The organism is Anaerococcus porci (assembly GCF_009696575.1).
In the GTDB taxonomy this organism is placed as follows: Bacteria; Bacillota; Clostridia; order Tissierellales; family Peptoniphilaceae; genus Anaerococcus; species Anaerococcus porci.
In genome coordinates, this window is the sequence record NZ_VULQ01000004.1 from 55,178 (window position 1) to 81,074 (window position 25,897).

The 25,897-nt window shown below is 28.5% G+C and carries 21 protein-coding genes; 20 read left to right on the forward strand and 1 reads right to left on the reverse strand.

The features are described from left to right. The first annotated feature begins 6 nt into the window (after positions 1-6). From FYJ26_RS04490 to FYJ26_RS04580, 19 genes are all read left to right on the forward strand, one after another. The gene (locus tag FYJ26_RS04490) at positions 7-1,092 is read left to right on the forward strand and encodes a 1-propanol dehydrogenase PduQ (RefSeq protein ID WP_154540038.1); all 1,086 of its coding nucleotides are present in this window, start codon (positions 7-9) and stop codon (positions 1,090-1,092) included. Between the two features lie 189 nt (positions 1,093-1,281). Beyond that, on the forward strand, positions 1,282-2,694 hold the full coding sequence (locus FYJ26_RS04495) for an LCP family protein (RefSeq protein WP_154540040.1): 1,413 nt from the start codon (positions 1,282-1,284) through the stop codon (positions 2,692-2,694). A gap of 26 nt (positions 2,695-2,720) precedes the next feature. Next, positions 2,721-3,881: a nucleotide sugar dehydrogenase gene (locus FYJ26_RS04500; RefSeq protein WP_154540042.1), complete on the forward strand. Its 1,161-nt coding sequence runs from the start codon at positions 2,721-2,723 to the stop codon at positions 3,879-3,881. A gap of 69 nt (positions 3,882-3,950) precedes the next feature. Then, positions 3,951-5,909: a polysaccharide biosynthesis protein gene (locus FYJ26_RS04505; protein ID WP_154540044.1), complete on the forward strand. Its 1,959-nt coding sequence runs from the start codon at positions 3,951-3,953 to the stop codon at positions 5,907-5,909. A gap of 10 nt (positions 5,910-5,919) precedes the next feature. After that, positions 5,920-7,128, forward strand: a complete 1,209-nt coding sequence (locus tag FYJ26_RS04510; protein ID WP_154540046.1) for a DegT/DnrJ/EryC1/StrS family aminotransferase — start codon at positions 5,920-5,922, stop codon at positions 7,126-7,128. Positions 7,129-7,133: 5 nt separating this feature from the next. Next, positions 7,134-7,820 (forward strand): sugar transferase, encoded by a 687-nt coding sequence (locus FYJ26_RS04515; RefSeq protein WP_154540048.1) that lies wholly within the window; start codon positions 7,134-7,136, stop codon positions 7,818-7,820. Between the two features lie 4 nt (positions 7,821-7,824). Beyond that, positions 7,825-8,607: a glycosyltransferase family 2 protein gene (locus tag FYJ26_RS04520; RefSeq protein WP_154540050.1), complete on the forward strand. Its 783-nt coding sequence runs from the start codon at positions 7,825-7,827 to the stop codon at positions 8,605-8,607. Between the two features lie 11 nt (positions 8,608-8,618). After that, a complete protein-coding gene (locus tag FYJ26_RS04525; RefSeq protein ID WP_154540052.1) occupies positions 8,619-9,524 on the forward strand; it encodes an ATP-grasp fold amidoligase family protein in 906 nt (301 codons plus the stop codon). Then, positions 9,521-10,615, forward strand: coding sequence for a glycosyltransferase (locus FYJ26_RS04530; protein WP_154540054.1), 1,095 nt, complete (start codon positions 9,521-9,523; stop codon positions 10,613-10,615). Before FYJ26_RS04525 ends, FYJ26_RS04530 begins: the two co-directional genes overlap by 4 nt. Before the next feature lie 110 nt (positions 10,616-10,725). Beyond that, positions 10,726-11,781: an EpsG family protein gene (locus FYJ26_RS04535; RefSeq protein WP_268234521.1), complete on the forward strand. Its 1,056-nt coding sequence runs from the start codon at positions 10,726-10,728 to the stop codon at positions 11,779-11,781. A gap of 79 nt (positions 11,782-11,860) precedes the next feature. Further along, entirely contained in the window at positions 11,861-13,027 is a 1,167-nt protein-coding gene (locus FYJ26_RS04540; protein WP_154540058.1) for a glycosyltransferase family protein, read from the forward strand. Next, entirely contained in the window at positions 12,996-14,162 is a 1,167-nt protein-coding gene (locus FYJ26_RS04545) for a polysaccharide pyruvyl transferase family protein (protein ID WP_154540060.1), read from the forward strand. The genes FYJ26_RS04540 and FYJ26_RS04545 overlap by 32 nt, the downstream gene beginning before the upstream one ends. A gap of 14 nt (positions 14,163-14,176) precedes the next feature. Then, positions 14,177-15,160 carry a nitroreductase family protein gene (locus tag FYJ26_RS04550; protein ID WP_154540062.1) on the forward strand — a complete coding sequence of 328 codons (984 nt, stop codon included), beginning with the start codon at positions 14,177-14,179 and terminating at the stop codon, positions 15,158-15,160. 1 nt (position 15,161) lies between these two features. Further along, entirely contained in the window at positions 15,162-16,589 is a 1,428-nt protein-coding gene (locus FYJ26_RS04555; protein WP_195837847.1) for a lipopolysaccharide biosynthesis protein, read from the forward strand. Beyond that, positions 16,586-17,683: a non-hydrolyzing UDP-N-acetylglucosamine 2-epimerase gene (wecB, locus tag FYJ26_RS04560; protein ID WP_154540066.1), complete on the forward strand. Its 1,098-nt coding sequence runs from the start codon at positions 16,586-16,588 to the stop codon at positions 17,681-17,683. Before FYJ26_RS04555 ends, wecB begins: the two co-directional genes overlap by 4 nt. Positions 17,684-17,720: 37 nt before the next feature. After that, positions 17,721-18,419 (forward strand): YveK family protein, encoded by a 699-nt coding sequence (locus FYJ26_RS04565; protein WP_154540068.1) that lies wholly within the window; start codon positions 17,721-17,723, stop codon positions 18,417-18,419. A gap of 9 nt (positions 18,420-18,428) precedes the next feature. Beyond that, positions 18,429-19,082, forward strand: a complete 654-nt coding sequence (locus tag FYJ26_RS04570) for a CpsD/CapB family tyrosine-protein kinase (protein ID WP_154540070.1) — start codon at positions 18,429-18,431, stop codon at positions 19,080-19,082. Position 19,083: 1 nt separating this feature from the next. After that, positions 19,084-19,863 carry a tyrosine-protein phosphatase gene (locus FYJ26_RS04575; RefSeq protein ID WP_154540072.1) on the forward strand — a complete coding sequence of 260 codons (780 nt, stop codon included), beginning with the start codon at positions 19,084-19,086 and terminating at the stop codon, positions 19,861-19,863. Then, the gene (locus FYJ26_RS04580) at positions 19,860-20,273 is read left to right on the forward strand and encodes an SH3 domain-containing protein (protein WP_154540074.1); all 414 of its coding nucleotides are present in this window, start codon (positions 19,860-19,862) and stop codon (positions 20,271-20,273) included. Before FYJ26_RS04575 ends, FYJ26_RS04580 begins: the two co-directional genes overlap by 4 nt. Before the next feature lie 467 nt (positions 20,274-20,740). On the opposite strand, the gene carB is transcribed toward FYJ26_RS04580, so the two are convergent. After that, a complete protein-coding gene (gene carB, locus FYJ26_RS04585) occupies positions 20,741-23,950 on the reverse strand; it encodes a carbamoyl-phosphate synthase large subunit (protein WP_154540076.1) in 3,210 nt (1,069 codons plus the stop codon). A 684-nt stretch (positions 23,951-24,634) separates the two neighbouring features. On the opposite strand from carB, the gene FYJ26_RS04590 reads away from it, so the two are divergent. After that, on the forward strand, positions 24,635-25,789 hold the full coding sequence (locus FYJ26_RS04590) for an iron-containing alcohol dehydrogenase (RefSeq protein ID WP_154540078.1): 1,155 nt from the start codon (positions 24,635-24,637) through the stop codon (positions 25,787-25,789). The last annotated feature ends 108 nt before the right edge of the window (positions 25,790-25,897 follow it).

A 25,897-nucleotide genomic window follows, 5' to 3' on the forward strand; every position in this document is an offset into this window, starting at 1 on the left:
GAACAGATGACATTTTCAGTAAAATCTACTATAAAGGTTGGAGATGATAGCCTTGAAACAATTAATACCCTTGGGGCAAAAAAAATATTTTTCATAACTGATCCTTTTGTAGTAGAAAGTAGAATGATAGATCAAGTTATAAATTTACTTGATAAGTCAGTAAACTATACTATATTTAGTGAAATAAGACCTGACCCCAACCAAGAGCTAGTAGATAATGGGAAAAGCGCTCTTAAAAACTTTAATCCAGATCTTGTAATAGCTATAGGTGGGGGAAGTGCTATAGATGCAACAAAGGCAATTATATACAATATCTACAAAGAAATAGGAGAAAAAATTCCATTTATAGCTATACCTACAACAGCAGGAACCGGGTCAGAGGCTACAAACTTTGCTGTAGTTACAGTTGGTGATAGCAAAAAGGTTCTTATAGATGATCTTATGTTACCAGATTACGCTCTCTTGGTAGCTAAATTCACCAAAACAGTCCCAAACTTTATAACAGCAGATACAGGAATGGATGTTCTAACCCATGCCCTTGAAGCCTATATAAGTAAAAATGCTTCAATTTATACAGATACCTTTGCAGAAACTTGTATAAAAACAGTCTTTGAGATTCTACCAAAGGTATATGATGATGGGGATAGACTTTCACTTAGAGAAAGAATGCTTGAAGTATCGAACATAGCAGGTATTGCCTTTAACAATGCGGGACTTGGCATAAACCACTCCCTTGCCCACACAATAGGAGGAAACTTCCATATATCCCATGGAAGATTAAACGCAATTCTTCTTCCATATGTCCTAGACTATAACTGTAAGAATGATGAAAGAGCAAGAAAAAAACTAGATAGCTTAGCTAAGAAACTAGGACATAATGATTACACCTGTATAATAAAAGAGATAGAAAAACTAAACAAAAAATTTAAAATTCCAGAAAAGCTATCAGGACTTGGAAAAATTGATGCAAGAAACTATGCAAATGCAATAGATAAGATGGCAGATACAGCTCTCAATGATAGGTGTACACCTACAAATCCTGCCCTTGTAACAAAATTTGATCTCGCAAATATACTAAGAGATTCTTTCTAATTATGAAAAATTTTACAAAAAAATCAAAAAATTCTACGATTAAGTAGGATTTTTTTAATTTTCTTACTAACTTTAATAAATTAAAAGACATAATTTATCAAAGATTAACCTTTGCCTAGATTGACAAATAATCTTTTGTGGTATAGAATATTTTTTGAAATAATATGTTTTATAATAAAGGAGAGAAAATTGAATAAGTCGGTATTTGGGAAAATTACTTCCATAATATTTCTAATAACATATGCAATATTTTTTGTATTTATAAATAAATATAACATTCTACCAATAAATTACAGAATATTAATTCTATTTATACTATTTATTCCAGTACTAGGAAATCTAATCTTATGCTTTTTAGGTAAAAAATTTCTAATAGGGAAAATCTTACTTTTTATTATCCTACTTCTCTTAAGTCTTGGAGAAGTTTTATTTATTTCCTATGCACACAAATCCATTAGCACAGTTGAAGAGATATCAAATAGCAAACATCAAATAAAAAATGAAGTATCCTTTCTTGTATTAAAGGATTCTCCTATAAAATCAATCGAGGAAATAGATGGGAAAAATATAATTACAGCAGAAACTATAGATTCTAAAAGTACCACCAAAGCACTAGAATCACTTGATTCTACAAACTTAGAACCAATCGACTATACCGACTATGTAACAGGTGCTAAGGGACTTTTAAATGGTGAGGCAGATCTTATGCTTCTTAATGAAAGCTTTAGAGCTATGGTAGATGAAAACATTGAAGGCTTTAGTGAAAAAACTAGAGTTTTAAAATCAGTTTTAATAGATGAGAAAAAAGAAAAACAAGAAAAAAAGCAAGTAAAAGAAGATGAAAGCTTCAATGTATTTATATCGGGTATAGACACCTACGGAGCTCTTTCCAATGTCTCAAGATCTGATGTAAATATGATAGTGAGTATAAATCCAAGAAAAGGAAAAATCTTAATTACATCAATACCAAGAGATACCTACCTTAAAATAGGTGATATGGGTTATGATAAACTAACCCATGCTGGGCTTTTTGGGGTAGATACATCCATTAAAAGTATAGAGAACTTTTTTAATATAGACATAGACTACTTTGGAAAAGTGAATTTCACTAGTTTAAAAGAATTAGTAGACATACTTGGGGGAATTACAGTAGAAAATCCGGTAGAATTCACTACATCAGGAGGAGCCTACCACTTTCCACAAGGTGAAATATATATGGATGGTGATATGGCACTTGCCTTTGCTAGAGAAAGATATCATCTAGAAGAGGGAGATTTCGATAGAGGGCGAAACCATACAAGGATAATGACAGGAATAATAAAAAAATTATTAAGTCCAGAGATGCTACTAAATTTCAACACTCTTGCAGAAATAGCCCTAAAATCAGTAAACACAAATATGTCTTATGATAAGATGATAGAGCTTGTCAACAAGCAAATAGAAAAAGGGCAAAACTGGGATATAGAAAGCCAATCTCTTGAAGGATACGGAAGCATGGGAGAAGAATCTCTACTCATGCCAAATGCACAATTATACATGATGATACCAAGTGAGGATTCAGTTAAAGAGGTTAGGGAAAATATTATAGAGAACAATAAGTAGAATTATCTAAGTGAAAGAAGGTTAAGATGAAAATAACAGTATTAGGGATGGGATATGTAGGATTATCAAATGCAATCTTACTATCTCAGTCAAATGAAGTAATAGGTATAGATGTAGTTAGTGAGAAGGTTAATTTGATTAATAATAAAAAATCACCTCTAAAAGATGACTATATAATCAATTATTTAAAAAATAAAAACTTAAACTTTGTAGCTAAAACTTCAGGAAAAGATGATTATGCAGATAGTGATTTAGTTATTTTAGCTTTACCTACAAACTATGATGAAAAAGAAGAATTTTTTGATACACATTTTTTAGATGATGCTATCAAAGAAATCAAAGAGATTAGGAATAACTTACCTATATTAATAAAATCAACTATTCCTATAGGCTATACTAGAGAAAAAAACGAAGAGTATAAGTCTAATAATATATATTTCTCACCAGAATTTTTGAGAGAGGGCAAGGCACTATACGATTCCTTACATCCATCAAGGATTATAGTAAGTGAGAACGGTGGATTTGAAAAAGAAATTGCAAGACTATATAAAAGTGAAGCACTTAATAATCCAAAAGTATTATTAATGAAAAGCGATGAAGCAGAGTCGGTAAAACTATTTGCAAATACATACTTAGCTATGAGAGTTTCATTTTTCAATGAACTAGATACATTTGCTATAGCAAAAGGACTTGATAGCAAAAATATTATAGAAGGTATTTCGGAAGATCCTAGAATTGGAAACTACTATAACAATCCTTCATTTGGATATGGTGGATATTGTCTTCCAAAAGATACTAGACAACTTTACGCAAACTATAAAGAAATACCTAATGCTTTATTTAAACCAATAATAGAATCTAATGAAGTAAGAAAAGAATTTATAGCAAAGGATATTATGACTTACAAACCTAAACAAATAGGGATATATAGATTGGTAATGAAAAAAGGATCTGATAACTTTAGAAAATCAGCTATATTCGACATTATAGAAATTCTTAAAAAAGAAAATGTAGATTTGATTATTTATGAACCAACTGTAGATAGTGATGAGTTTGAAGGATTAAAAGTCATAAATAACTTAGAAGAATTTAAGGAGGCTGATATTATAATTGCTAATAGAATATCAGATGATTTAAAAGATATAGAAGAAAAGGTATATTCTAGAGATATATTTACTAGAGACTAACAAAAATTAATTGTCTATCATTATAGTTAAATAAACTAAAATATAGAATACTAAAATAAAGGAATGCAAATGGATTACAAAAATATATTTAACAAAAAAAATTTTATACTCTTAGCATTTGATATCATGATAATAAACTTGGCATATTTTCTAGCACTTTATTTCAGATTTGATTTAGATTTTTCACTTATACCCAAAGAATATTATGATGGATTTAGAAACTATGCTTTGATAAATACTATAATAACTATAATGATTTATTCTATGTTTAAGCTATATAGGATGATATTAGAGTATGCATCTTACAATGAGTTAATAAAAATAACGGAAGCAGTTATCTTGTCATTACTAGTTCATATTTTAGGTATAACAATATTTGTACATAGGATGCCTATATCTTATTTTATCTTTGGGTTTTTAATCCAATATGTTCTTACAGTCGGTCTAAGATTTTCCAAAAAAATGCTTATCCAAGGAAGATATAACGCAATTGAAAAAAATCCTAAATTTAAAAGAGCAATCATAGTAGGAGCAGGATCTGCTGGACAGACTATAAAAGAAGATATAAATAAATCTAATAGGCAAGAAAACACTCAAATAAATGTAATAGCCTTTATAGATGATAATCCAGGCAAAAAAGGTCAATACATAGATGGAGCGATGGTATATGGTGGAAGAAATGATATAAAAGATCTAGTAGTAAAAGAAAATATAGATATTATATTAGTTGCCTTACCATCAGCACAAAGTGACCAAAAGAAAGATATCCTCAAGATATGCAATAGTACAGGATGTGAAGTTAAAATTCTTCCAGGTCTTTATCAGCTAGTTCAAGGAAAGATTTCAGTATCAAGGATGAAAGACATACAAATAGAAGACCTTCTTGGACGTGAGTCTGTAAAGGTATTTAACAATGAAACATTTGAATATCTTAATGATAAAGTAGTCTTAGTTACAGGTGGAGGTGGCTCTATAGGCTCAGAATTATGTAGGCAAATTGCCCAATATGGTCCCAAAGAGCTTATAATCTTTGATATATATGAAAACAATGCTTATGAGATAGAGCAAGAGCTTAAGAGGAATTTCAAAGATTTAAACTTAAGAACACTAATAGGTTCTGTAAGGGACTACAATAGAGTAAAACATGTTTTTGAAAAACATAGGCCTGACATTATATTTCATGCGGCAGCTCATAAGCATGTACCTTTAATGGAAGTAAGTCCTATTGAAGCTATAAAAAATAATGTAAGAGGAACCTATATAGTTGGCCTTTTAGCACTTATATATGATGCTAAAAGATTTGTACTTATATCAACAGATAAAGCGGTAAATCCAACATCAATAATGGGAGCTACAAAAAGAGTATGTGAGAAAATAATTCAAGGTCTAAATGATGTAAAAAAAGACCAAGAATACTCAAAACTTTCAAAGATAATTGAAAGAGATGGGGATCATACTATAGTAATAGATCCATCAAAAGAGCTTGAAGGAAAAAATCCTACTACGGAATTTGTAGCAGTAAGGTTTGGTAATGTATTAGGATCCAATGGTTCAGTTATACCCCTATTTAAAAGACAAATTGCAGAAGGGGGACCTGTCACAGTAACACATCCTGATATTATAAGATATTTTATGACAATAAAAGAGGCTGTAAAACTAGTACTTCAAGCAGGCTCAATGGCCAAGGGTGGAGAAATTTTTGTCCTTGATATGGGAGATCCAGTAAAGATAGATACCCTTGCAAGAGAGCTTATAAAACTATCAGGATATGAACCTGATATTGATATAAAAATAGTGTACACAGGTCTTAGACCTGGTGAAAAACTTTATGAAGAAAAACTAATGGATGAAGAATGCCTTGAAGGAACAGAAAATAAGGGAATAGCCATAGGAAAGCCACTTGAGTTTTCAAGGGAAGATTTCTTTGAAAAACTTGATAATATTATAAACCAAGACCACATAGATGATATAAATATATTTGAAACTATAAACACTTTGATAAGCACTTTTATAGGGAAAAAAAGATAAGGAGAATAAGATGAATATACCGTTTTCGCCACCAGATATAACAGAAGAAGAAATTAATGAAGTAGTAGATGCCTTAAAATCAGGTTGGATAACAACTGGTCCTAAGACAAAAAAATTAGAAAAAGAAGTTCTTAAATTTACTGGAACAAATAGGGCGGTTTGCCTTAATTCTCAAACTGCAGCTGCTGAACTTACATTAAGAGTTTTGGGAATAGGTGTTGGAGATGAGGTGATAACATCTGCCTATACTTATACAGCTACTGCATCAGTAGTAAATCATGTTGGAGCAAAGCTTATACTAATAGATACACAAGAAAATTCACTAGAAATGGACTATGTTAAGTTAGCAGAAGCAATAAACGAAAAAACAAAAGTCATAATTCCAGTAGATCTTGCAGGTATACCTTGTGATTACGAAAGAATATTTGATATAGTAAATTCTAAGAGAGATCTCTTTAAAGCAAATAATAAAATACAAGAAAATTTCAATAGAATAATTGTAATGGCTGACACTGCCCATGCTTTTGGAGCAGAAATTAATGGGAAAAAGGTTGGCTCAATTGCAGACTTTTCAAACTTCTCATTCCATGCAGTAAAAAATTTCACAACAGCAGAAGGTGGACTTGCTACTTGGAAAGATAGGGATGGACTTGATAATGAAGAACTTTATAAAAAATATCAACTTTTATCATTGCATGGTCAATCAAAGGATGCTCTAAGTAAAACAAAATTAGGCTCATGGGAATATGACGTAATAGGGCCTTGGTTTAAATGTAATATGACTGATGTTTTAGCATCTATTGGTCTAGCCCAAATTAAAAGATATGAAAAACTCTTAAAAAGAAGAGAAGATATAATTAAAAAATATGATCAAGCATTTAGACCACTAGGAATTAAAACTCTTGATCATTTTGCAAACGGTTATAAATCATCAGGGCACCTATATCTAACTAGAATACCAAATATAAATGGTGATGAAAGAAATAAAATTATAGAAGAAATGGCTAAAAGAGGTATAGCTTGTAATGTTCATTATAAGCCATTACCACTTTTAACTGCATATAAAAATTTAGGATTTGATATAAAAGATTATCCAAATGCTTATAATCACTTTGTAAATGAAGTTACTCTTCCACTTCATACAAAATTAAGTGATAAAGAAGTGGATTATGTGATAGAAAATTACATAGATATAGTAACAGATTATATTATAAGGTAATAATTTTGAGAAATTGGAAAGATTTGCCAAAAGAATTACAAAATGATGAAGTATTTCCATATTATAAATATTTAAAAAATAAACAAATTAGCTTGTTTTTTAAAAGGGTTTTCGATATAATAATGTCACTTTTTATGATAATTATACTATCACCATTGTTAATTATTTTGGGTATTTTAATAAAAATTGATTCTAAAGGAAGTCCTATATATAAATCAAATAGGGTAACTCAATATAATAGAGTTTTTAAAATATACAAGTTTAGAACAATGATAGAAGGTGCTGATAAACTAGGAAGTCAGGTTACTATAGATAATGATACGAGAATCACTAGGATTGGTAAAACACTAAGAAAATATAGACTTGATGAATTACCTCAACTTTTTAATATTCTAAAGGGAGATATGAGCTTTGTAGGAACAAGACCCGAGAGTGTTCATTATGTTAAATATTATACTAATGAAATGTATGCTACATTACTTATGAGAGCAGGAGTAACATCTAAAGCTAGTATAGAATATAAGGATGAAGCTGAATTACTTAATATGGCTGAAAATGTAGACAATATTTATATAAATAAAATATTGCCAGGTAAGATGGAAATAAATATAAATACATTAAAAAACTTCTCTTTAATAAATGAATTTAAAATATTGTTTAATACAATAATAGCGGTAATTAGAAAGGATTAGTTAGATGGATAATTCAAAGTTTATAAAAGGTTTAGTGTCCATTATAATGCCATCTTGGAATACAGAAAAATATATAGGGGAGGCTATACAATCTGTAATCAACCAAATTTATACTAATTGGGAATTAATAATTGTAGATGATTGTTCTACAGATAATACAGAGAAAATAGTTTCCAAATTTAATGATAAGAGAATTAAATTTTTTAAGAATGAAAAGAATTTAGGTGCGGCTTTATCTAGAAATAAGGCATTAAGAGAAGCAAAAGGTGAATGGATTGCTTTTCTTGATTCTGATGATGTACGGTGTAAGGATAAACTTGAAAAACAAATTAGCTTTATGGAAAAAAATGGTTATATTCTTTCATATACAGAGTATGAAAAAATTGATGAAAAATCTAAGTCCTTTAATATAACTGTAACTGGTCCAGAGCACGTAGATAAAAAGAAAATATATAGATATGATTATATTGGGCAATTAACAATGATATATAATGCCAATAAATTTGGTGTAATTCAAATAGATGATATAAGTAAAAATAACGATTATGCTATAAGATTAAAGCTATATAACACTATTCCAGATACTAAAGCATACCTATTGAAACAAAAATTAGCAAAATATAGAGTTAGAAAAGTTAGTATAAGTCACGATAAATTTATCAAAAAATTTAAAAGTCATTATAACTTATTTCATATATGTGATAAAAAAAATTCAATAATATCATTATTGTATGCATGTAGAAATATGTTTTATGGTGTTTTTAAAAAAATTAAATATGAAAATTAATGAGGATATAAATGAACAGAGATAACATTCTATACAAATTAAGGAGAAGAGGACAAGTTTTAGCAAGTAAATTTATTTCAGATGAATTATTATGTAAAATATATTCTAGAGCAATCCTTAAGAAAAGTATTAATTTAAAAAATCCAAAAACCTTTAATGAAAAGATACAATGGTTAAAGATAAATTATTTTCCAAATAATGCCCTTGTAGTAAAAGGAACAGATAAATATAGAGTAAGAAATTATATAGCTAATAAAGGTTTAGATAATATTTTAGTTCCTTTAATTGGACAATGGGATTCTGTTGAAAATATAAATTGGGATAAACTGCCAAAAAAATTTGTAATAAAATGTAATCACGGATGTGCGTATAATATAATTTGTACTGATAAGGATGATTTTGATAAATCAGAAGCTTTGAAATTACTAAATAAATGGATGAATGAAGACTTCGGAGAATTTAATATTGAAAGACATTATTCTAAAATAACTCCTCATATTATATGTGAAAAATTCTTAGGAGAAAATATAGTAGACTACAAGTTTTTCTGTTTTAACGGAATTCCTAAGTTTATATATGTTTCATCAAACATGATTAATGATAGAGATGCAGAAATTGGTTTTTTTAGCATGGAAGGTGAAAAACTTGATTTTAGTAGAGATGACTATAAAACCATAAAAATAGATAAATTAGAGTTGCCAAGTTTTTATGACGAAATGAAGAATGCAGCTGAAGTTTTATCTAAGGATTTTGTTTTTGTGAGGGTGGATTTTTTTATAGCTGATGGAAATTACTATTTCGCAGAGCTAACATTTACCCCAGCTGGAGGTATGATACCATTTAATCCACCTGAATATGATTATAAATTAGGTAAAATGATAGATATTTCTATGTTTGAAAAACAGGAGAATATATGAGGATTTTACATATTAATTCTACTATAGTTGTTAATAGTGGTGTAATGAGTGTTTTAATGAATTATTTTAGAAATATAGATAAAAATAAGGTTCAATTTGATTTTTTATATTTTGATAAAATAAATCCTAATTCTAAAACTTATAAAAATGAGATTCAAAAATTAGGTGGAAATGTTTATAAGATTGCTAATTTAAAAAATATTTTCAAATTCAATAAAAAACTTGATGAATTTTTAAAAAATAATCACTACAGTACTGTGCAAATTCATGATCCTTTTGTGTTAATATTTATATATAAAACTCTAAGAAGAAATAATGTAGATAATATAATTGTCCATAGTCATGCAACAAAATGGTCTGATAAGAAATTAAATGGAATAAGGAATAGAGCTTTATGTTATAAATTAAATTCTCAAGTAGATTATAAATTTGCTTGTTCCAGTGCTGCAGGAAATTTTTTGTATAAAAGAGCAGATTTTTATGTTATGAATAATGCTATTGATTTAGATAGGTACGCTTTTAATAAAAATATTAGACATGATTTAAGAAACAAGCTTAATTTAAATAATAAGTTAGTTTTTGGTCATGTTGGTAATATGGTTCCTCAGAAAAATCACATGTTTTTATTAGAAGTATTTAAGGAAATTATTAAATTAAATTCAAATTCAATTTTAATATTGTTGGGCGACGGATATTTACGTGATGAAATTGAAAGAAAAATTAGAGAAAACAATCTAACTGATAAAGTAATTGTGTTTGGAAAGAAAATGGATGTATACCATTATTATCAAGTAATGGATTGTATGATTTTGCCATCATTATACGAGGGATTACCTATGGTTGGAGTTGAAGCTCAATGTTCTGGTTTACCTATAGTATTTGCTGATACAATAACTAGAGAAATAGGAACCGATTTTTCAGATTTTTTATCTTTAAATGATTCCTTTAAACAATGGGCTGAAATTTCTATAAAGCTTGCAGAATCAAATATTAATCGTGACAGTGGATATCTAACAATGCAAAATATGGGTTTTAACATAAAAATTGAGGCATTAAAAGTTACTGAAAAATATAAAGAGATAAACGAATAAATAATATAAATAAAAAAGGTATAATTTGATAAAATATCTTGGCATTAATTTATTTATTTTCTTTGCTTGGCAAGAGAGGAAATATGACAATATATGCGTTTTTAATTACAATGCTTGTACTTCTTAGTTTTACAGAAAAATCAAAAAATAAGTTCATCTTAAAATTTACAATTTTTTTATTATGGTTTATGGCAACATTTAGAAGTTTAAATGTTGGAAATGATACAAGAAGTTATTATAATCTATTCAATATTCTACATTATACACAAGATTATACTGAAATGACATGGAGATTTGAGGAAGGTTTTTTATTTATTAATAAAACAATATCTAGATATACTAATAATTTCACAATATTTCTAGGTATTATAAATTCATATATTTATATGATATATTATTATTTTATTAAAAATTATTCTAAAAACTATTGCATATCTCTTTTTCTTTTTATAACTTTAGGAATTTGGGCTAATACAATAAGTATTCTCAGATTGGAACTAGCTGTTACAGTTGTTCTTACTGGTTATATGATGTATGATTTAAAAAAAGCAAATAAACTAATAGCAACTATATATGCATTAATATCACCATTGTTTCAACGTATATCGATAGTATATTCTTTAGGCTTCTTGGTGCCTAAACGTTTGAGTAAAAAATTTATCAAATGGTCTAGTGTGATTGCTATAATTTCAATTATTATTCTACCTTATTTAATGAATATAATTGGAAAAATTATACCTTATTTTTATGAACACTACTTATATCAAGGTAGTAAATATTTATTAAATGATGTTAAATTAGCGTCAGTAATTAAAATGTTCATATATTTGAGTATATTTTGTTTTGGTATTTTATTTTATAAATCAGATAAAAATAAATATTATTATGATAATGATTTAGCTTTACAATTAAATATGACATGGGTAAGTTTTTTGATTTTATTTGTATCTTTAAGATTTAACTTGCTTGATAGATGTAGTTATTTTTTTAGCGTTTTTTCTATAGTATTAATACCAAATACTTTAAGAAGAATGAAACTTAAGAATAATAGAATAATTATTACTTTATTATTGGTATTTTTATTTACTCTATATTTTATAATAATTGCAATTTATAAACCTGAATGGAATAATATATACCCTTATAGTTTTAATTTCACTTTGTAGTCTAATTTTAATTAGATTATAGTATCTGACTATAGTTGGCAAAAAACTTAAGTAAAATAATTAATTCATAGGAGATTTAATGAAAATAATAACAGTATTAATAGGTGATCCTTACGGTTATCCGCCAGTTTTGAACCTTTTGCATGCATTTGAATATTTAAAAATAAAAAATACGTTAATTACAACAAAAAGTAGAAAGGATTTAAGAGAGGATTTTAAATATACTACAATTAAGCAACTTAATATTGATTACGAAGGAATAAAAAGTCCAATAAATAAAATGATTAGTTTATTTAAGTGGAGATCAAATATTTGGAATCTTATAAACTCTTATTATGAAGAGGATACTATAATATGGGTTATTACAGATGTTTCACTGAAAATATTAGGAGATAAGATAACAGGAAAAAATTTTGTTTTACATTTACTTGAATTATCAGAAGATATTAGATATTATTACAAGCTAAGTTTCTTAAAGATGAATACAAATAAAATAGGAAACTCAGCAAAAATGATAGTGGTTCCTGAATATAATCGTGCTCATATAACTAAGGCTTTATGGGGGTTAAATGAACTACCCTTTATATTACCAAATAAACCATTTAATAATGTGAGAATAAGTAAGAATTCAAATATAAGTGATTACAACGCTAAAAAGGTAATAGAAAAAATAGGAAATAAAAAAATTATATTATATCAAGGAATAATTAGTCCTGAAAGACCTTTAAATGCTTTTATAGATGCAGTAGATAAATTTAATGGAAAGTATGCATTTGTTATAATGTCAGGTGGAAAAAATATATATGGAAATCACAACAGTGATAATTATTATTTTATACCTTTTGTTACTCCACCTCTTCATTTAGAAATAACAAGTCATGCTCACATAGGTGTTTTATCATATACACCTACTGAAAATACTGGATATTCTAAGTTGAATACACTTTATTGTGCTCCTAATAAAACTTTTGAGTATTCAAAATTTGGTATTCCAATGTTAGGTAATAATATACCCGGATTAAAGTTTCTATTTGAAACTAAGAATTGTGGAATTTGCTTTGATAAATTTACAGAAGATTGTATAAGTCAAGCAATTAAAACATTAGAAGATAATTTTAAAGATTATTCGATCAATTCATTGAATTATTATAATAATTGTAATTATACTGAAATATTAAAAGAGTTATTCAAAATTTTAGAAAGGCAAATATTAAATGAAAAAAATACTAATAGCTTCGCATTATAATAGAAACAATGGAGATAGAGCAGTTTTAGAATCAACAGTAAGAATATTAAAAGAAATTGATAATAATATAGAGATTACTGTATCAACCACAGATCCGAGTGATTTAATAGATAAAAGATTTAAAGTTGTTGATTGGCCAGTTAAAAATAAAAAAATATATAAATTAATATTTCGGGCAATAGCTTCACTAGGAAGAGTTTCTTTACTTAAGAAATATTATAAATTATTTGTTGATAAAGAATATCTAAATGCAATTAAAGAATCAGATATTGTTTTAGTTACAGGTGGACATCACTTGACAGATATATTAGGAGTTAAAAATTTTTATAACTTGGCAATTAATTATCTGGTACCTATTTTTGAAGATAAAAAAATATATTTAATGCCTCAATCTATAGGCCCTGTAGATGAGAACAATATGAGAAATGTAAGTAAATATATATTAGAGAAAGTAAATAATATTGCATATAGAGATAAGTCGTCAAAAATATTTTTGGATGAGTTGAGCATAGATACTCCATATATATATGTTCCTGATATAGTATTCACTCTTCCAAGATATAATTCGAAGACACAATCAAAAAGAATAGGAATAGCTTTATATTGTAGTTATGTAGGAGATAAGAAAGATAAGCTACTTCCTTTTGTTAAAAAAAATCTTATTGACTTAATTTACATTTATGTTAAAGAAGGCTATAAATTTAGTATAATATCAATGGATCCAAATGATTTAGAAGTTTCTAACGATATTTTAAGAGAAGTTAATACACAATTCGATAGCAGCGTTGTTAATATTGAGAAACCAGAAACTAATTCTATACTAGATACAGTAAAGCTTTTCTCATCAAAAGAATTAATATTAGCTTATAAAACTCATTCTGTGGTATTTTCATTAATAAATTATGTTCCTGTTGTAGCTATAGCGTATCATCCAAAAAGTATTGAATTCATGGAAAAAATTAATTTAATGGAATATAGTATAAAAGATGAGTTTGCTAGTACTGAGAATCTACAAGAATTAGTAAATCGAGCTTTATCAAATAAGTGTGAAATTATAGATTTGGAGAAAAAAGGTATAGAAAAAAATAAGAAACTAATAATGAATTATTTAAATTCAATTTTATATAGTAAATAGATAGGTGTTTTATTATGAAATTAATGGATATTTTAAGAGCTTTAAAAGATAAGTATAATCAAACAAAGACAATAAAATACGATTTGAAAAAATATAAGAATTATTGTTGTGACTCTTATAGTAATGTTGAGTCATGTACTACTTATGAAAGAGATATTTTGGTTCTAGGTCATACTATTGAAAAGGGACTATCTCATAAAAATATTAAAGCAAAATTCGGAATAGATTCTGCTAATTTACTTGCTAAAAAATTATCACAATATGTAAAGGTTAATGATATAAATAATTTTGTACTTTCAAATGGGGTATCAATATTAAGAAAATATATAAATATAAATGAATCGATAGGGGTTCCTTCTAATGAATTACCTAAAATCGATTTTGATGTCGATAAAATAAATAAATCTAATGTAGGAACTTATGAAATATCTAAATCTGATTTTTTTAAAAATTCTCAAGAATCTTTCAATATACTAGCAGAATCTAGGCGAACTGTAAGATTATATGATTCTACTAGTGAACCTATTTCAAATGATGAAATTAATGAAGTAATTAGAGTTGCTCAAAATACACCGAGTCCTTGTAATCGTCAAGCGGTCAGAATTCACATAGTTAAGGATAAAGAAAAGATTAAGCAATTATGTGATATTCAAAAGGGTTCAAATGGTTTTGGTATAAACTCAGGAGCTTTATTGGTGGTTGTATCTGATTTGAGATATTATACTGTAGCTGAACGTAGATTACCGATGTATGATTGTGGATCTTTTTCAATGAGTCTTGTTTATTCTGCTTTTCAAAAAAACTTAGGTACGTGTATTTTAAATGGTTCGTTTAATGAAACTCAAGATAGGAAATGTAAAGAAATCCTTGGTTTAAGTGATTATGAAATCATATCATCATTTATAATATTAAATAAAATTGTGGATAAAGAAAGCATTCTAGTAGCAAAATCAGAAAGGAGAAATTTGGAAGAAATTGTAAACTATGTTGGAGAGTAAAATGAATAAAAATAAAGAGCTTGCTATTAATACACTTATACTTACTATAGGAAAAATATGTACACAATTTATTAGCTTTTTATTATTACCACTATATACTACATTTTTATCGCCTAATGAATTTGGTATTTTTGATTTATTAAACACTTACGTAGCTTTATTAGTACCTTTATTTAATTGGCAATTTGATAATGGTATGTTCAGGTTTATGATAAATTATCGAAATAATAAAGATATTATAAAGAGTTTTTTTTCAACGGTGTTTATTGTAAATATGGGTCAAGTTGTTTTATATTTGATCTTTTACATATTAGTACAAGATTTTTTAACTTTAGATTTTAAACTCTATCTTGCCTTAGATGTATCAATAAATATAATATTAAATACTTTGTTACAATTTCCTAGGGGAATGGGAGATAACTCTACTTATGCCTTTGGAAGTTTTGTTTCAGCAACTTCTATAGTCATATTAAATGTTCTATTTATAGTATATTTTAAATTAGGTATATTGGGTATGTTTTTATCTACAATAATTGGAAAAATATTAACATGTATTTATCTGATTATAAGAATGAGATTAATGGAGTATTTTAGTTTTAGAAAATTTAAAAAAAATGTATTTAAAGAAGTATTAAAATATTCTCTTCCGTTAGTACCAAATCAATTATGTTGGTGGGTTATAGATGCTTCGGATAGGACTATTATAAGTATTTTTATTGGTATAGCAGCAAATGGTATCTATTCTGTTGCCAATAAATTTTCTGGATTGTTTGTAACTTTTTATAATATTTTCCACCTATCTTGGACTGAATCTGTTTCATTACATATTAAAGATGAAGATAGTCAAGAATATATAACTGGTGTAATAAATTCTTCATTAAGTTTTTTTGCTTCGGTTTGTTTTGGAATAATTGTTATTTTACCTTTTGTATTTAATATTTTTGTTAATGAAAACTATAAAGCTTCCTATAATCAAATACCAATTTTATTAGTAGCGGTTTTATTTCAAGTTATTGTAGGTTTATATAGCGTTATATATACTGCATATAAAAAATCAGTAGAGATTATGAAAACTTCAATTTATTCTGCTATTATAAATATTGTTACAAATTTAATTATGATAAAGTTTATTGGTTTATATGCTGCTTCTTTCTCAACATTGATAGCCTATATGACTATGGCAATTTATAGATATTTTCATGTAAGGAAGTACATTAATATAAGAATCGAAAAAAAACTCTTTTTATTAATTAGTATAATGGGAACTGTTTCGATACTAAGTTATTATTTAAGGATATTAATTATTCATATAATAGCTTTTTTAATAATTGTGATTTTAGCAGCTATAATTAACCAAAAACTTTTGAATAATTTATTAGTAACTTTAAAGCATTTTTTTAAAAATATTAAAAAAAGGAATTGTAAATGAAAAAAATAATATTAGTCTTTGGCACAAGACCAGAAGCAATAAAAATGTGTCCTTTAGTAAATGAACTGAAAAGCAGAAAAAAAGATTTTGAAACAATAGTGTGTGTAACAGGTCAACATAAAGAAATGCTAGATCAAGTACTAGGAGTATTTAATGTAACACCCGATTATAATCTTCATATAATGAAACAAAAACAAAGTCTTTTTGATGTAACAATAAATATTCTAGATAGAATAAAGGAAGTTTTAGAAAAAGAAAATCCCGATATAGTTCTAGTACATGGAGATACGTCTACAACTTTTGTAACAGCTTTAGCTTGTTTCTATCTACAAATTCCAGTAGGACATGTTGAAGCAGGTTTAAGAACTTACAATAAATATTCTCCATATCCAGAAGAATTTAACAGACAGGCTGTTGGGATAATTTCAGATTTCAATTTTGCACCAACAGAGAGGGCAAAAGAAAACTTATTAAAAGAAGGTAAAGATCCTAAATATGTTTTTGTCACGGGAAATACTGTAATAGATGCATTAAAAACAACAGTAAGAAATGATTATAAAAACGAATATTTAGATTGGGCTTCTGATAGTAGACTGATACTTATAACAGCTCATAGAAGAGAAAATTTAGGAAAACCTATGAGAAATATGTTTAGAGCAATAAGAAGAGTATTAGATGAACACGAAGATGTCAAAGCTATTTATCCAATTCATAAAAATCCTTTGGTAAGAGAAGCGGCTGAGGAAATCTTTGAAGATTTTGATAGACTAAAGATAATAGAGCCGCTTGATGTTGTTGATTTTCATAACTTCTGTGCAAATTCACACTTGATACTTACAGATTCAGGTGGAATACAAGAAGAAGCACCAAGTCTTGGAGTACCAGTTCTTGTTATGAGAAATACTACTGAAAGACCAGAAGGTATAAAAGCTGGCACATTAAAATTAGTAGGAACAGAAGAAAAAAGTATTTATGATAATTTTAAACTTTTATTAGAAAACAAAGCTGAGTATAGAAAAATGTCTAAAGCGCAAAATCCATATGGAGATGGTACAGCTTCTTATAAAATAGCTAACATACTAAAGAATATTTAAATATTTATCTTTCATTTAATTTATTAAGGAGATATTAATGATCGAACAAGAAATTGATTTATTAGAACTAGCAAAAAAGCTTAAAAAATATATTTTTGCTATTATAGCATTTGCTATATTAGTAGCTACACTTGTTTATGCTGGTTCAAAGTTCGTACTTACACCAAAGTATACTTCAAACACAACAATGATAGTAGGAAACACTAATAAAAACAACCAAGAAAATCCTCAACAAAACAATGTAGATTATAGTCAGATTCAAGCAAATAGAGCTTTGGTTTCTACTTATTCTGAGATTGTAAAGTCTAGAGGAGTTGCAGAAAATGTTATTAAGAACTTAAATCTTGATATGGATTATCCTGATTTTGCTAAGAAGGTGTCTATTGAGCCAGTTAATGATACCCAAATTATATCAGTAAAGGTTATTGATACTATTCCTGAAAGGTCTATGGATATAGCTAATGAGACATCTAAAATTTTTAAAGAGTCCATAACTGAGATTATGAAGGTTGATAATGTTCAAATCCTTGACAAGGCTACCTTACCTAAGGAACCATCATCACCCAACATTATGAAAAATACTGCCATAGGACTTGTTTTAGGTTTTCTTATAGGTCTTACAATAGCAATTTTTAAAGAATTATCAGATACAAGTATCAAAACTACAGATGATATTAGAGAAAAGTTTGATATACCAGTTTTGGGTATGATACCTGATAAGAGTATAGAAAAATAGGAGTTTTATATGAGTGATAAGAATAATTACTACACTTCCTCAGTCTACAATGAGGCTATTCGTTCTGTTAGAACTAATATACAATTTTCAGATATAGATAATAAAAATAGGATTTTTGCTATAACTTCTTCCAAGCCTAGTGAGGGTAAGACTACTGTAATTTATGATTTAGCCAAGTCCTTTGCCCAAAATGGGGACAAGGTTGCCCTTCTTGATTTTGACCTTAGAGCTCCTAAGGTTGGTAAGGTTTCTGGTATAGAGACCAACATGGGTGTAACTAATGTTATAACAGGAAAAGTCAGTTTAGATAAGGCGCTTATTAAGGATCAATATGAAGATAATTTATTTGTTTTATTGTCTGGTCCTGTTCCACCAAATCCTACAGAAATTTTAGCATCAGATCATGTTAAAGAGCTTGTTAGATTATTAAATGGGCAATTTGATTATGTTTTTATAGATACACCACCTGTCGGACTTTTTACTGATGCATCTATTGTATCTACCTTGTGTGATGGGGTAATCTTTGCTATTAAGTCTAATGATACTAAAATTGATGAAGTTAATCATGCCTTGGATAATCTTAAAAAAGTAAACGCTAAAATAATTGGGGCGGTTTTGACTTTTGCTGATGTAAAGGAATCATCTTATAAGGGATATTATTAAAATGATTGATATACACAATCATATAGTCTATGGTGTTGACGATGGGTCAAAAAGTCTTGATGAAAGCCTTAAGATGGTCGATATTTTTATGGAAAATGGCTTTACCGATATTATTGCCACAAGCCACTACGATCCAGGAAGGTACATGGTAAAGGCAAGTGAAATAAATGATAAGGTTAAAGTTTTAAATGAAGAGGTAAAAAAAAGAGGTCTTGATTTTAAAATTTATAGGGGACATGAAATTCAAATTCAGCCAGATTCTTTAAAAAAGATAAAAGAAGGTAAGCTTTTAAAGTTAAATGATTCTAGATATATTCTTTTAGAGCTTTCATTTTTAAATAAGCCTACTTTTTTAAAAGATTTAATCTACAATATAGAGCTTGAGGGTCTTATTCCAATTATAGCTCATGCAGAAAGGTATCCTTATGTAGAAAAAAACATAGACTATCTTTTAGAATTTATAAAGATGGGTGCCTTGATTCAGGCTAATTATTCTTCTATAAGGTCACATAGGGATACTTTGACAGAGTTGTTGATGAGAAATATGGTTCATATTTTGGCTACAGACAGCCACCAAGCAGTGTGGAGGTCTCCAAATATTGGTGATTATAAAAAAGAAATAGCCGATATAATAGGTGATGAAAAGTTAGAGGTTTTATCAACTATGAATCCTAAGAAGGTTTTAGAAGATGAATTTCTTTCAAGCTCTTATGACCATATTATAAAGGCGGAAGACAAGCCAAAAAAGAGATCTATTTTTAGTTTTTGGAGAAAGAAATGAATTTAAAAAAAGTAATCCTATCTCTTTTTCTAATTATAATTCTTGCTTCTTGTAGTAAAAAGGAAGAGTCTTATGAAAAAAGAGATGTAAAAATCGATTCGGTTTTTGATAATGTTAATTTAAGTAAAGAAGATAAAAAAGATAATGAAGCTAAAGAAGATTTAAAAGAAGATTCTAATAAAGTAGCAGAAAATCAAGATAAGGCTGATGAAAGCACTGTGGCTAGGACTAATGCAGAGGTAAACTTAAGAGAGTCTCCTACAACAAAAGAGGATAATTTTATAACTTCTTTACCAAATAATGCAGAAGTAAATATTCTAGAAGAAGTTCAAGCCAATGGTGAAGCTTGGCTTAAGATTTCCTATAGGGGTAGGGAAGGCTTTGTAAAAAGTGATTTTGTAAATAGATAGTTTTTGCCCTGGTAAAATATGAATATATTGTAGCTTAATTTTATAAATTTATCCATATATTATAGCTTATATATATTTTGATTTATACCAAGATATTGTTTTTTTATAAAATTTAATATATGTTTTTGATGAGAGGGATTGTTTTAGATTTTCATAGCTAAAGAGAATATCGACTATCAAATCATCTTCTACATAGTCCTTATTTTGACAATTTCTCTTATATAGGAATTTTCTATAAAACTATATATAACTTAGACTTGATCCTTTATGCACTATTATTAGCTTATTCAGCTATCAGTCAGTTAAAGATTTGGATTTTTTTAAATATCCAAAGATATCTGTTATTAGGCTCTGTGCTCTTGTTAGAAATCATTTTTGCTTACTCTTTTAAAATATTGTCTTGTAATTAATAGTAACATCTATAAGTAAATTTAAAACCCGGTTTAATCCGGGTTTTTTATGTGGTCTTATTTGCCTAATTCTGATATTTCATATACGCCTATGTCTTTTTGGTCAAAGTCTTTTGCCTCTACTCTTAACCTTGCTTTTATTGTATCAAGACTTGTTATAGTTTCTATACCATGTTCTATGGCAGCTCTTCTTATTTTGAAACCATCTCTTTGGCTATCTCCACCCTTGGTCGGGGTATTTATTATTATATCAAGCTTTCCTTCTTTGATAAGGTCTAGTATATCTTTTTTATCTTGGTCTATTTTTGCTACAGTTTTAGTTTCTATACCATTTTTATTTAAGAATTTAGCAGTATTTTCTGTAGCTATAAATGAATAACCCAATTCTTTCATTATTTTTGCGATTTCAAGAAATTCTTCTTTGTCAGAGTTTTTGATTGAAGCGAGAACTTTTTTATGATTTTTGCTTATAGGTTCACCACTTGCTTCATAACCCTTAAAAAGGGCTTCATCTATGTCTTTTCCTATACCTAGAACTTCCCCTGTTGATTTCATTTCAGGTCCTAGAGAAATTTCTACACGATTGAGCTTGTTTAGGGAAAAAACTGGGACCTTTACACAGGTCATCTTGCTTTCTTTGTAGATTCCTGTACCATATCCTAGGTTTTTTAGTTTATCACCAAGCATTATTTTTGTTGCTATATCAACTATTGGTACTGTTGATACCTTTGATATGTAGGGAACAGTTCTAGATGCTCGTGGATTTACTTCAATAATATAAAGATCGTCTTTGTATTCTATAAATTGTATATTTATCATTCCCTTAACATTAAGCTCTCTGGCAATTTTTTTAGTATAGTCGTAGATTTTTTCTTTTATTTTATCAGAGATATTGATTGATGGATGGATTGAGGTTGAGTCTCCAGAATGTACCCCCGCCCTTTCTAAGTGCTCCATTATTCCTGGAATAAGAAAATCTTCACCATCTGATATAGCATCTACTTCTATTTCACGACCTATGAGGTATTTGTCTATAAGTACTGTATTTTCCTTATCTCTCTTGAATGCTTCATTTAGGTATTGTTCTAGTATATTTTTTTCATAGCTTATTTCCATTCCTTGTCCACCAAGAACATATGATGGTCTTATTAGGACTGGATAGCCTAGTCTTTCTGCAAAATTGAGACCTTCTTCAACGCTTGTAACTCCTGCTCCCTTTGGCCTATTGATATCAAGTTTTTCAAGAAGTCTTTCAAATTTTTTCCTATCTTCTGCCCTGTCTATAATATCAAAGCCTGTTCCTATAATGTTGATGTGATGTCTGTCTAAGTTTTTAGCAAGTTTTATGGCAGTTTGTCCACCAAAGGCGAGGATAACTCCTTCTGGATTTTCTTTTTTTATGATATTAATAACATCTTCATCTGTAAGCGGCTCAAAGTAAAGTTTGTCTGATGTATCAAAGTCTGTAGATACTGTCTCTGGATTATTGTTAATAGTTATTGTTTCAATTCCCATTTTGATTAAAGTTTTTATAGCATGAACTGAACAATAGTCAAACTCTATACCTTGTCCAATCCTTATAGGACCTGATCCTATTACTATTACTTTTCTCTTATCAGATATTTCAGACTCATCTTTACCTACATATGATGAGTATATGTATTGGCCATTTTTCCTAAAGGCTGATACATCAAGTTTCCTGTATTTTGGATAGATTTTATTTTCTTTTTTTATTTTTGCTATATCGTGACTGTGGCAGCCTATAAGCCTTGCTATTGTTTTATCAGAAAAACCATCTTCCTTTAATTTTCTTAAATATTTACTATCAAGGTCTTCTAGGCATAGTTTTCTAAGTTTTTCTTCATCATCGATGATTTCTTTTATAAGCTTAAGAAAGTAGTTTTCAATTCTTGTTATATCATGTACTTCTTCTATACTGTGACCACGTCGGATAAACTCTGCAAGGTCAAAGAGTCTTTCATCATCAGGATTTTGCATCCTTGATATAAGCTCTTGATCTGATTTTTCTTTTGAAAACTCTGATTCAAGAGAGGTTTTTCCTATTTCAAGACTTCTAATTCCCTTAAGAAGGGCTTCCTTGAAGTTGTGTCCAATTGCCATAACTTCACCAGTTGCCATCATCTTTGTACCGAGTTTTCTCTTTGCATTTTTGAACTTATCAAATGCCCATTTTGGAATTTTAACTACTACATAGTCACATTTTGGTTCATAATTTCCAAGTGGCTTTCCAGTAGTTTCATTTAAGATATCAGAAAAGTTAAGACCAAGGGCAATCTTTGTAGCAACCTTTGCTATAGGATATCCTACAGCCTTACTGGCAAGGGAAGATGAGCGAGAAACTCTTGGATTTATTTCGATTACTGCATATTCATCATTTTCCCTGTTGTAGGCAAGTTGTACATTGCATGCACCTTTTACACCAATTGCCTCTACTATATCTAAAGATGCCCTTTTGAGTTTATCTACGATTTCTCTTTTAAGACTTTGACAAGGAGCAACTACTATAGAATCTCCTGTATGTACTCCAACAGGATCAACATTTTCCATATCACAAACTACAATTTTTTGACCTATATTGTCTCTTAAAACTTCAAACTCTATCTCAAGCCAACCTTTAATGGATTTTTCTATTAAGCATTCTGTAATAGGGGAAAGGGAAAGGCCAAGGGATAGGACTTCCCTTAATTCTTCTTCGTTATTTGCAAATCCACCACCAGTTCCACCTAGGGTATAGGCTGGTCTTATAACTACAGGATAGCCGATTTTTTTGGCTAATTTTACACCTTCATCAAGCTTATGACAAATCTCAGATGAGATAAGAGGTTGACCAATTTCTGACATAGTTTGTCTGAATAGGTCCCTATCTTCCCCTTTTTCTATAGCTTTAATATCAGTTCCAATAACCTTAATCCCATACTTGTCAAGGATTCCATTTTCATTAAGCTTAAGTGTCATATTGAGAGAAGTTTGTCCTCCCATTGTGGCTATAATTGAATCAGGTCTTTCAATTTCTATAATCTTTTCTACACTTCTAAGGGTGATAGGTTCTATATAGGTTTTGTCAGCAACATTTGGGTCAGTCATTATAGTAGCAGGATTTGAGTTTATGAGAACAGTTTCAACTCCACATGCTTTCAAAGTCTCACAGGCTTGGGTTCCTGAGTAATCAAACTCGGCTGCTTGTCCTATGATAATTGGACCTGAACCTATAACTAGGGTCTTTTTTACTGAAAATTCTTTGGACATATTAACTCCTTCTTATTTTCGAGAAATACAATTTTTCCTTAAAATTGGGCAAAAAAATTTTGCGATTAACTAGAAGTAAGTAAAAAAATTTACATACTATTAAAAATAGGCAAAAAAAATTTGTAAGAAAGCCTAGCAAATATGGGCAAAACTTTCCTTTTCAAACTTTTAATTTATTTTCTTAATAATTAAAACACTTTTTAAAAGATAAATCAAGAAAAAATTTAAATTTATTTAGAAATACAATATTTCGAATATGATATGTAAAATATCACTTTAATCTAATATCTTTAACAAGTTTATCAAAAATAAACAAATAAAACTTTGTTTATATTTTAATAAAGCTTTAATTGAGAGAGGTAAAAACTTTAAAATTGTATAGCCTTAGATTTTGTATAATTTAGTAAAGATATTTTTAGAATTAAAACCTGCAAAATATTTTCAATATAATAATCTGAAAATTTATTATTAGCTTATATATTTTTAATATTTATTATATATTTTATATAATTTTAATTATCTTAAAAAATATATTGTATAGCTAAGAAAAGTTAATTTTTAACAATGTTATCAAATTGACATTAAAATACTGTAAGATAAAAATAATGTTGACAAAAATATACAAAGATATATAATAACTGTAGTGATAAAATATTAACAAATAAAATACATATGGAGGAGTATATGACTTATAGTACATTTCAAGTACCTAGAACTATTGTTCATGGAGTAGATTGTCTAGAATACCTCAAAAACTTAGAAGGAAAGAAGGCAGTTCTTGTTACAGGTGGATCTTCAATGAAAAGATTCGGATTTTTAGATAAGGCAAAGGCTTATCTTGAAGAAGGTGGATTTGAAGTTTTAATTATTGATGGAGTGGAACCAGATCCATCAGTTAAAACTTGTCTTGAAGGTGGAAAGAAGATGGAAGAGTTTGGCCCTGATTGGATAATTCCTATAGGTGGAGGCTCTGCTATGGATGCTGCTAAAGCTATGTGGATTTTCTATGAACATCCTGGATATAGTTTCGAAAAGCTTGCAAACTTTGACAACCCACCACTTAGAACTAAGGCAAGAATGGCTTGCATCCCATCAACATCAGGAACAGCTTCAGAGATTACAGCTTTTTCAGTTATTACTGATACAGAAAATGAAATCAAATACCCATTAGTACATCCAGACTTTGTACCTGATGTAGCAATTTGTGATCCAATTATAGCAAGTAAAATGCCTCCAAAGATTACAGCTCAAACAGGTATGGATGTTATGACTCATGCAGTTGAGGCCTTCGTATCTACAAGTGCAGATGACTATTCATCACCACTAGCTATAAGGGCAATTGAACTTGTTTTTGAAAATCTTAAAAAAGCTTATGACAATGGAGAAGATCTTGATGCAAGGGAGAAGATGCATGATGCATCAACTATAGCTGGTATGGCATTTTCTAATGCATCCCTTGGTATAGTTCACTCTATGGCTCACAAAATTGGTGGAATCTTCCACTTAACACATGGTGAAGCTAATGCAATAATGCTTCCATACATCATTGACTACAATAGAAAATCTACAGATAGATATGATGTGATTGAGAAAATTCTTGGTATAGATGATCTTGCAGAAGAAATTAGAAAATTAAACAAGGCTGTTGGAATCTCAGCAAATATAAAAGATGGCAAAAATACTATAATAAAGGAAAATGAATTTTTAGAAGTACTTGATAAAATGAGTGAAAATGCCTTTAAAGATGCATGTACCCTAACAAATCCTAGAGAAACTTCAGCAGAAGATATTAAGAAGATTTACGAAGCTTCATACTACGGAAAAGAAATAGACTTCTAAATCCAAAAAATACTTAATATACTAATATAAAACCTAATAAAATCGATATAAAAACCGGGCGCCACCCGGTTTTTTGTGTAAGGAGTCAATACAAAAATTATTGTTATA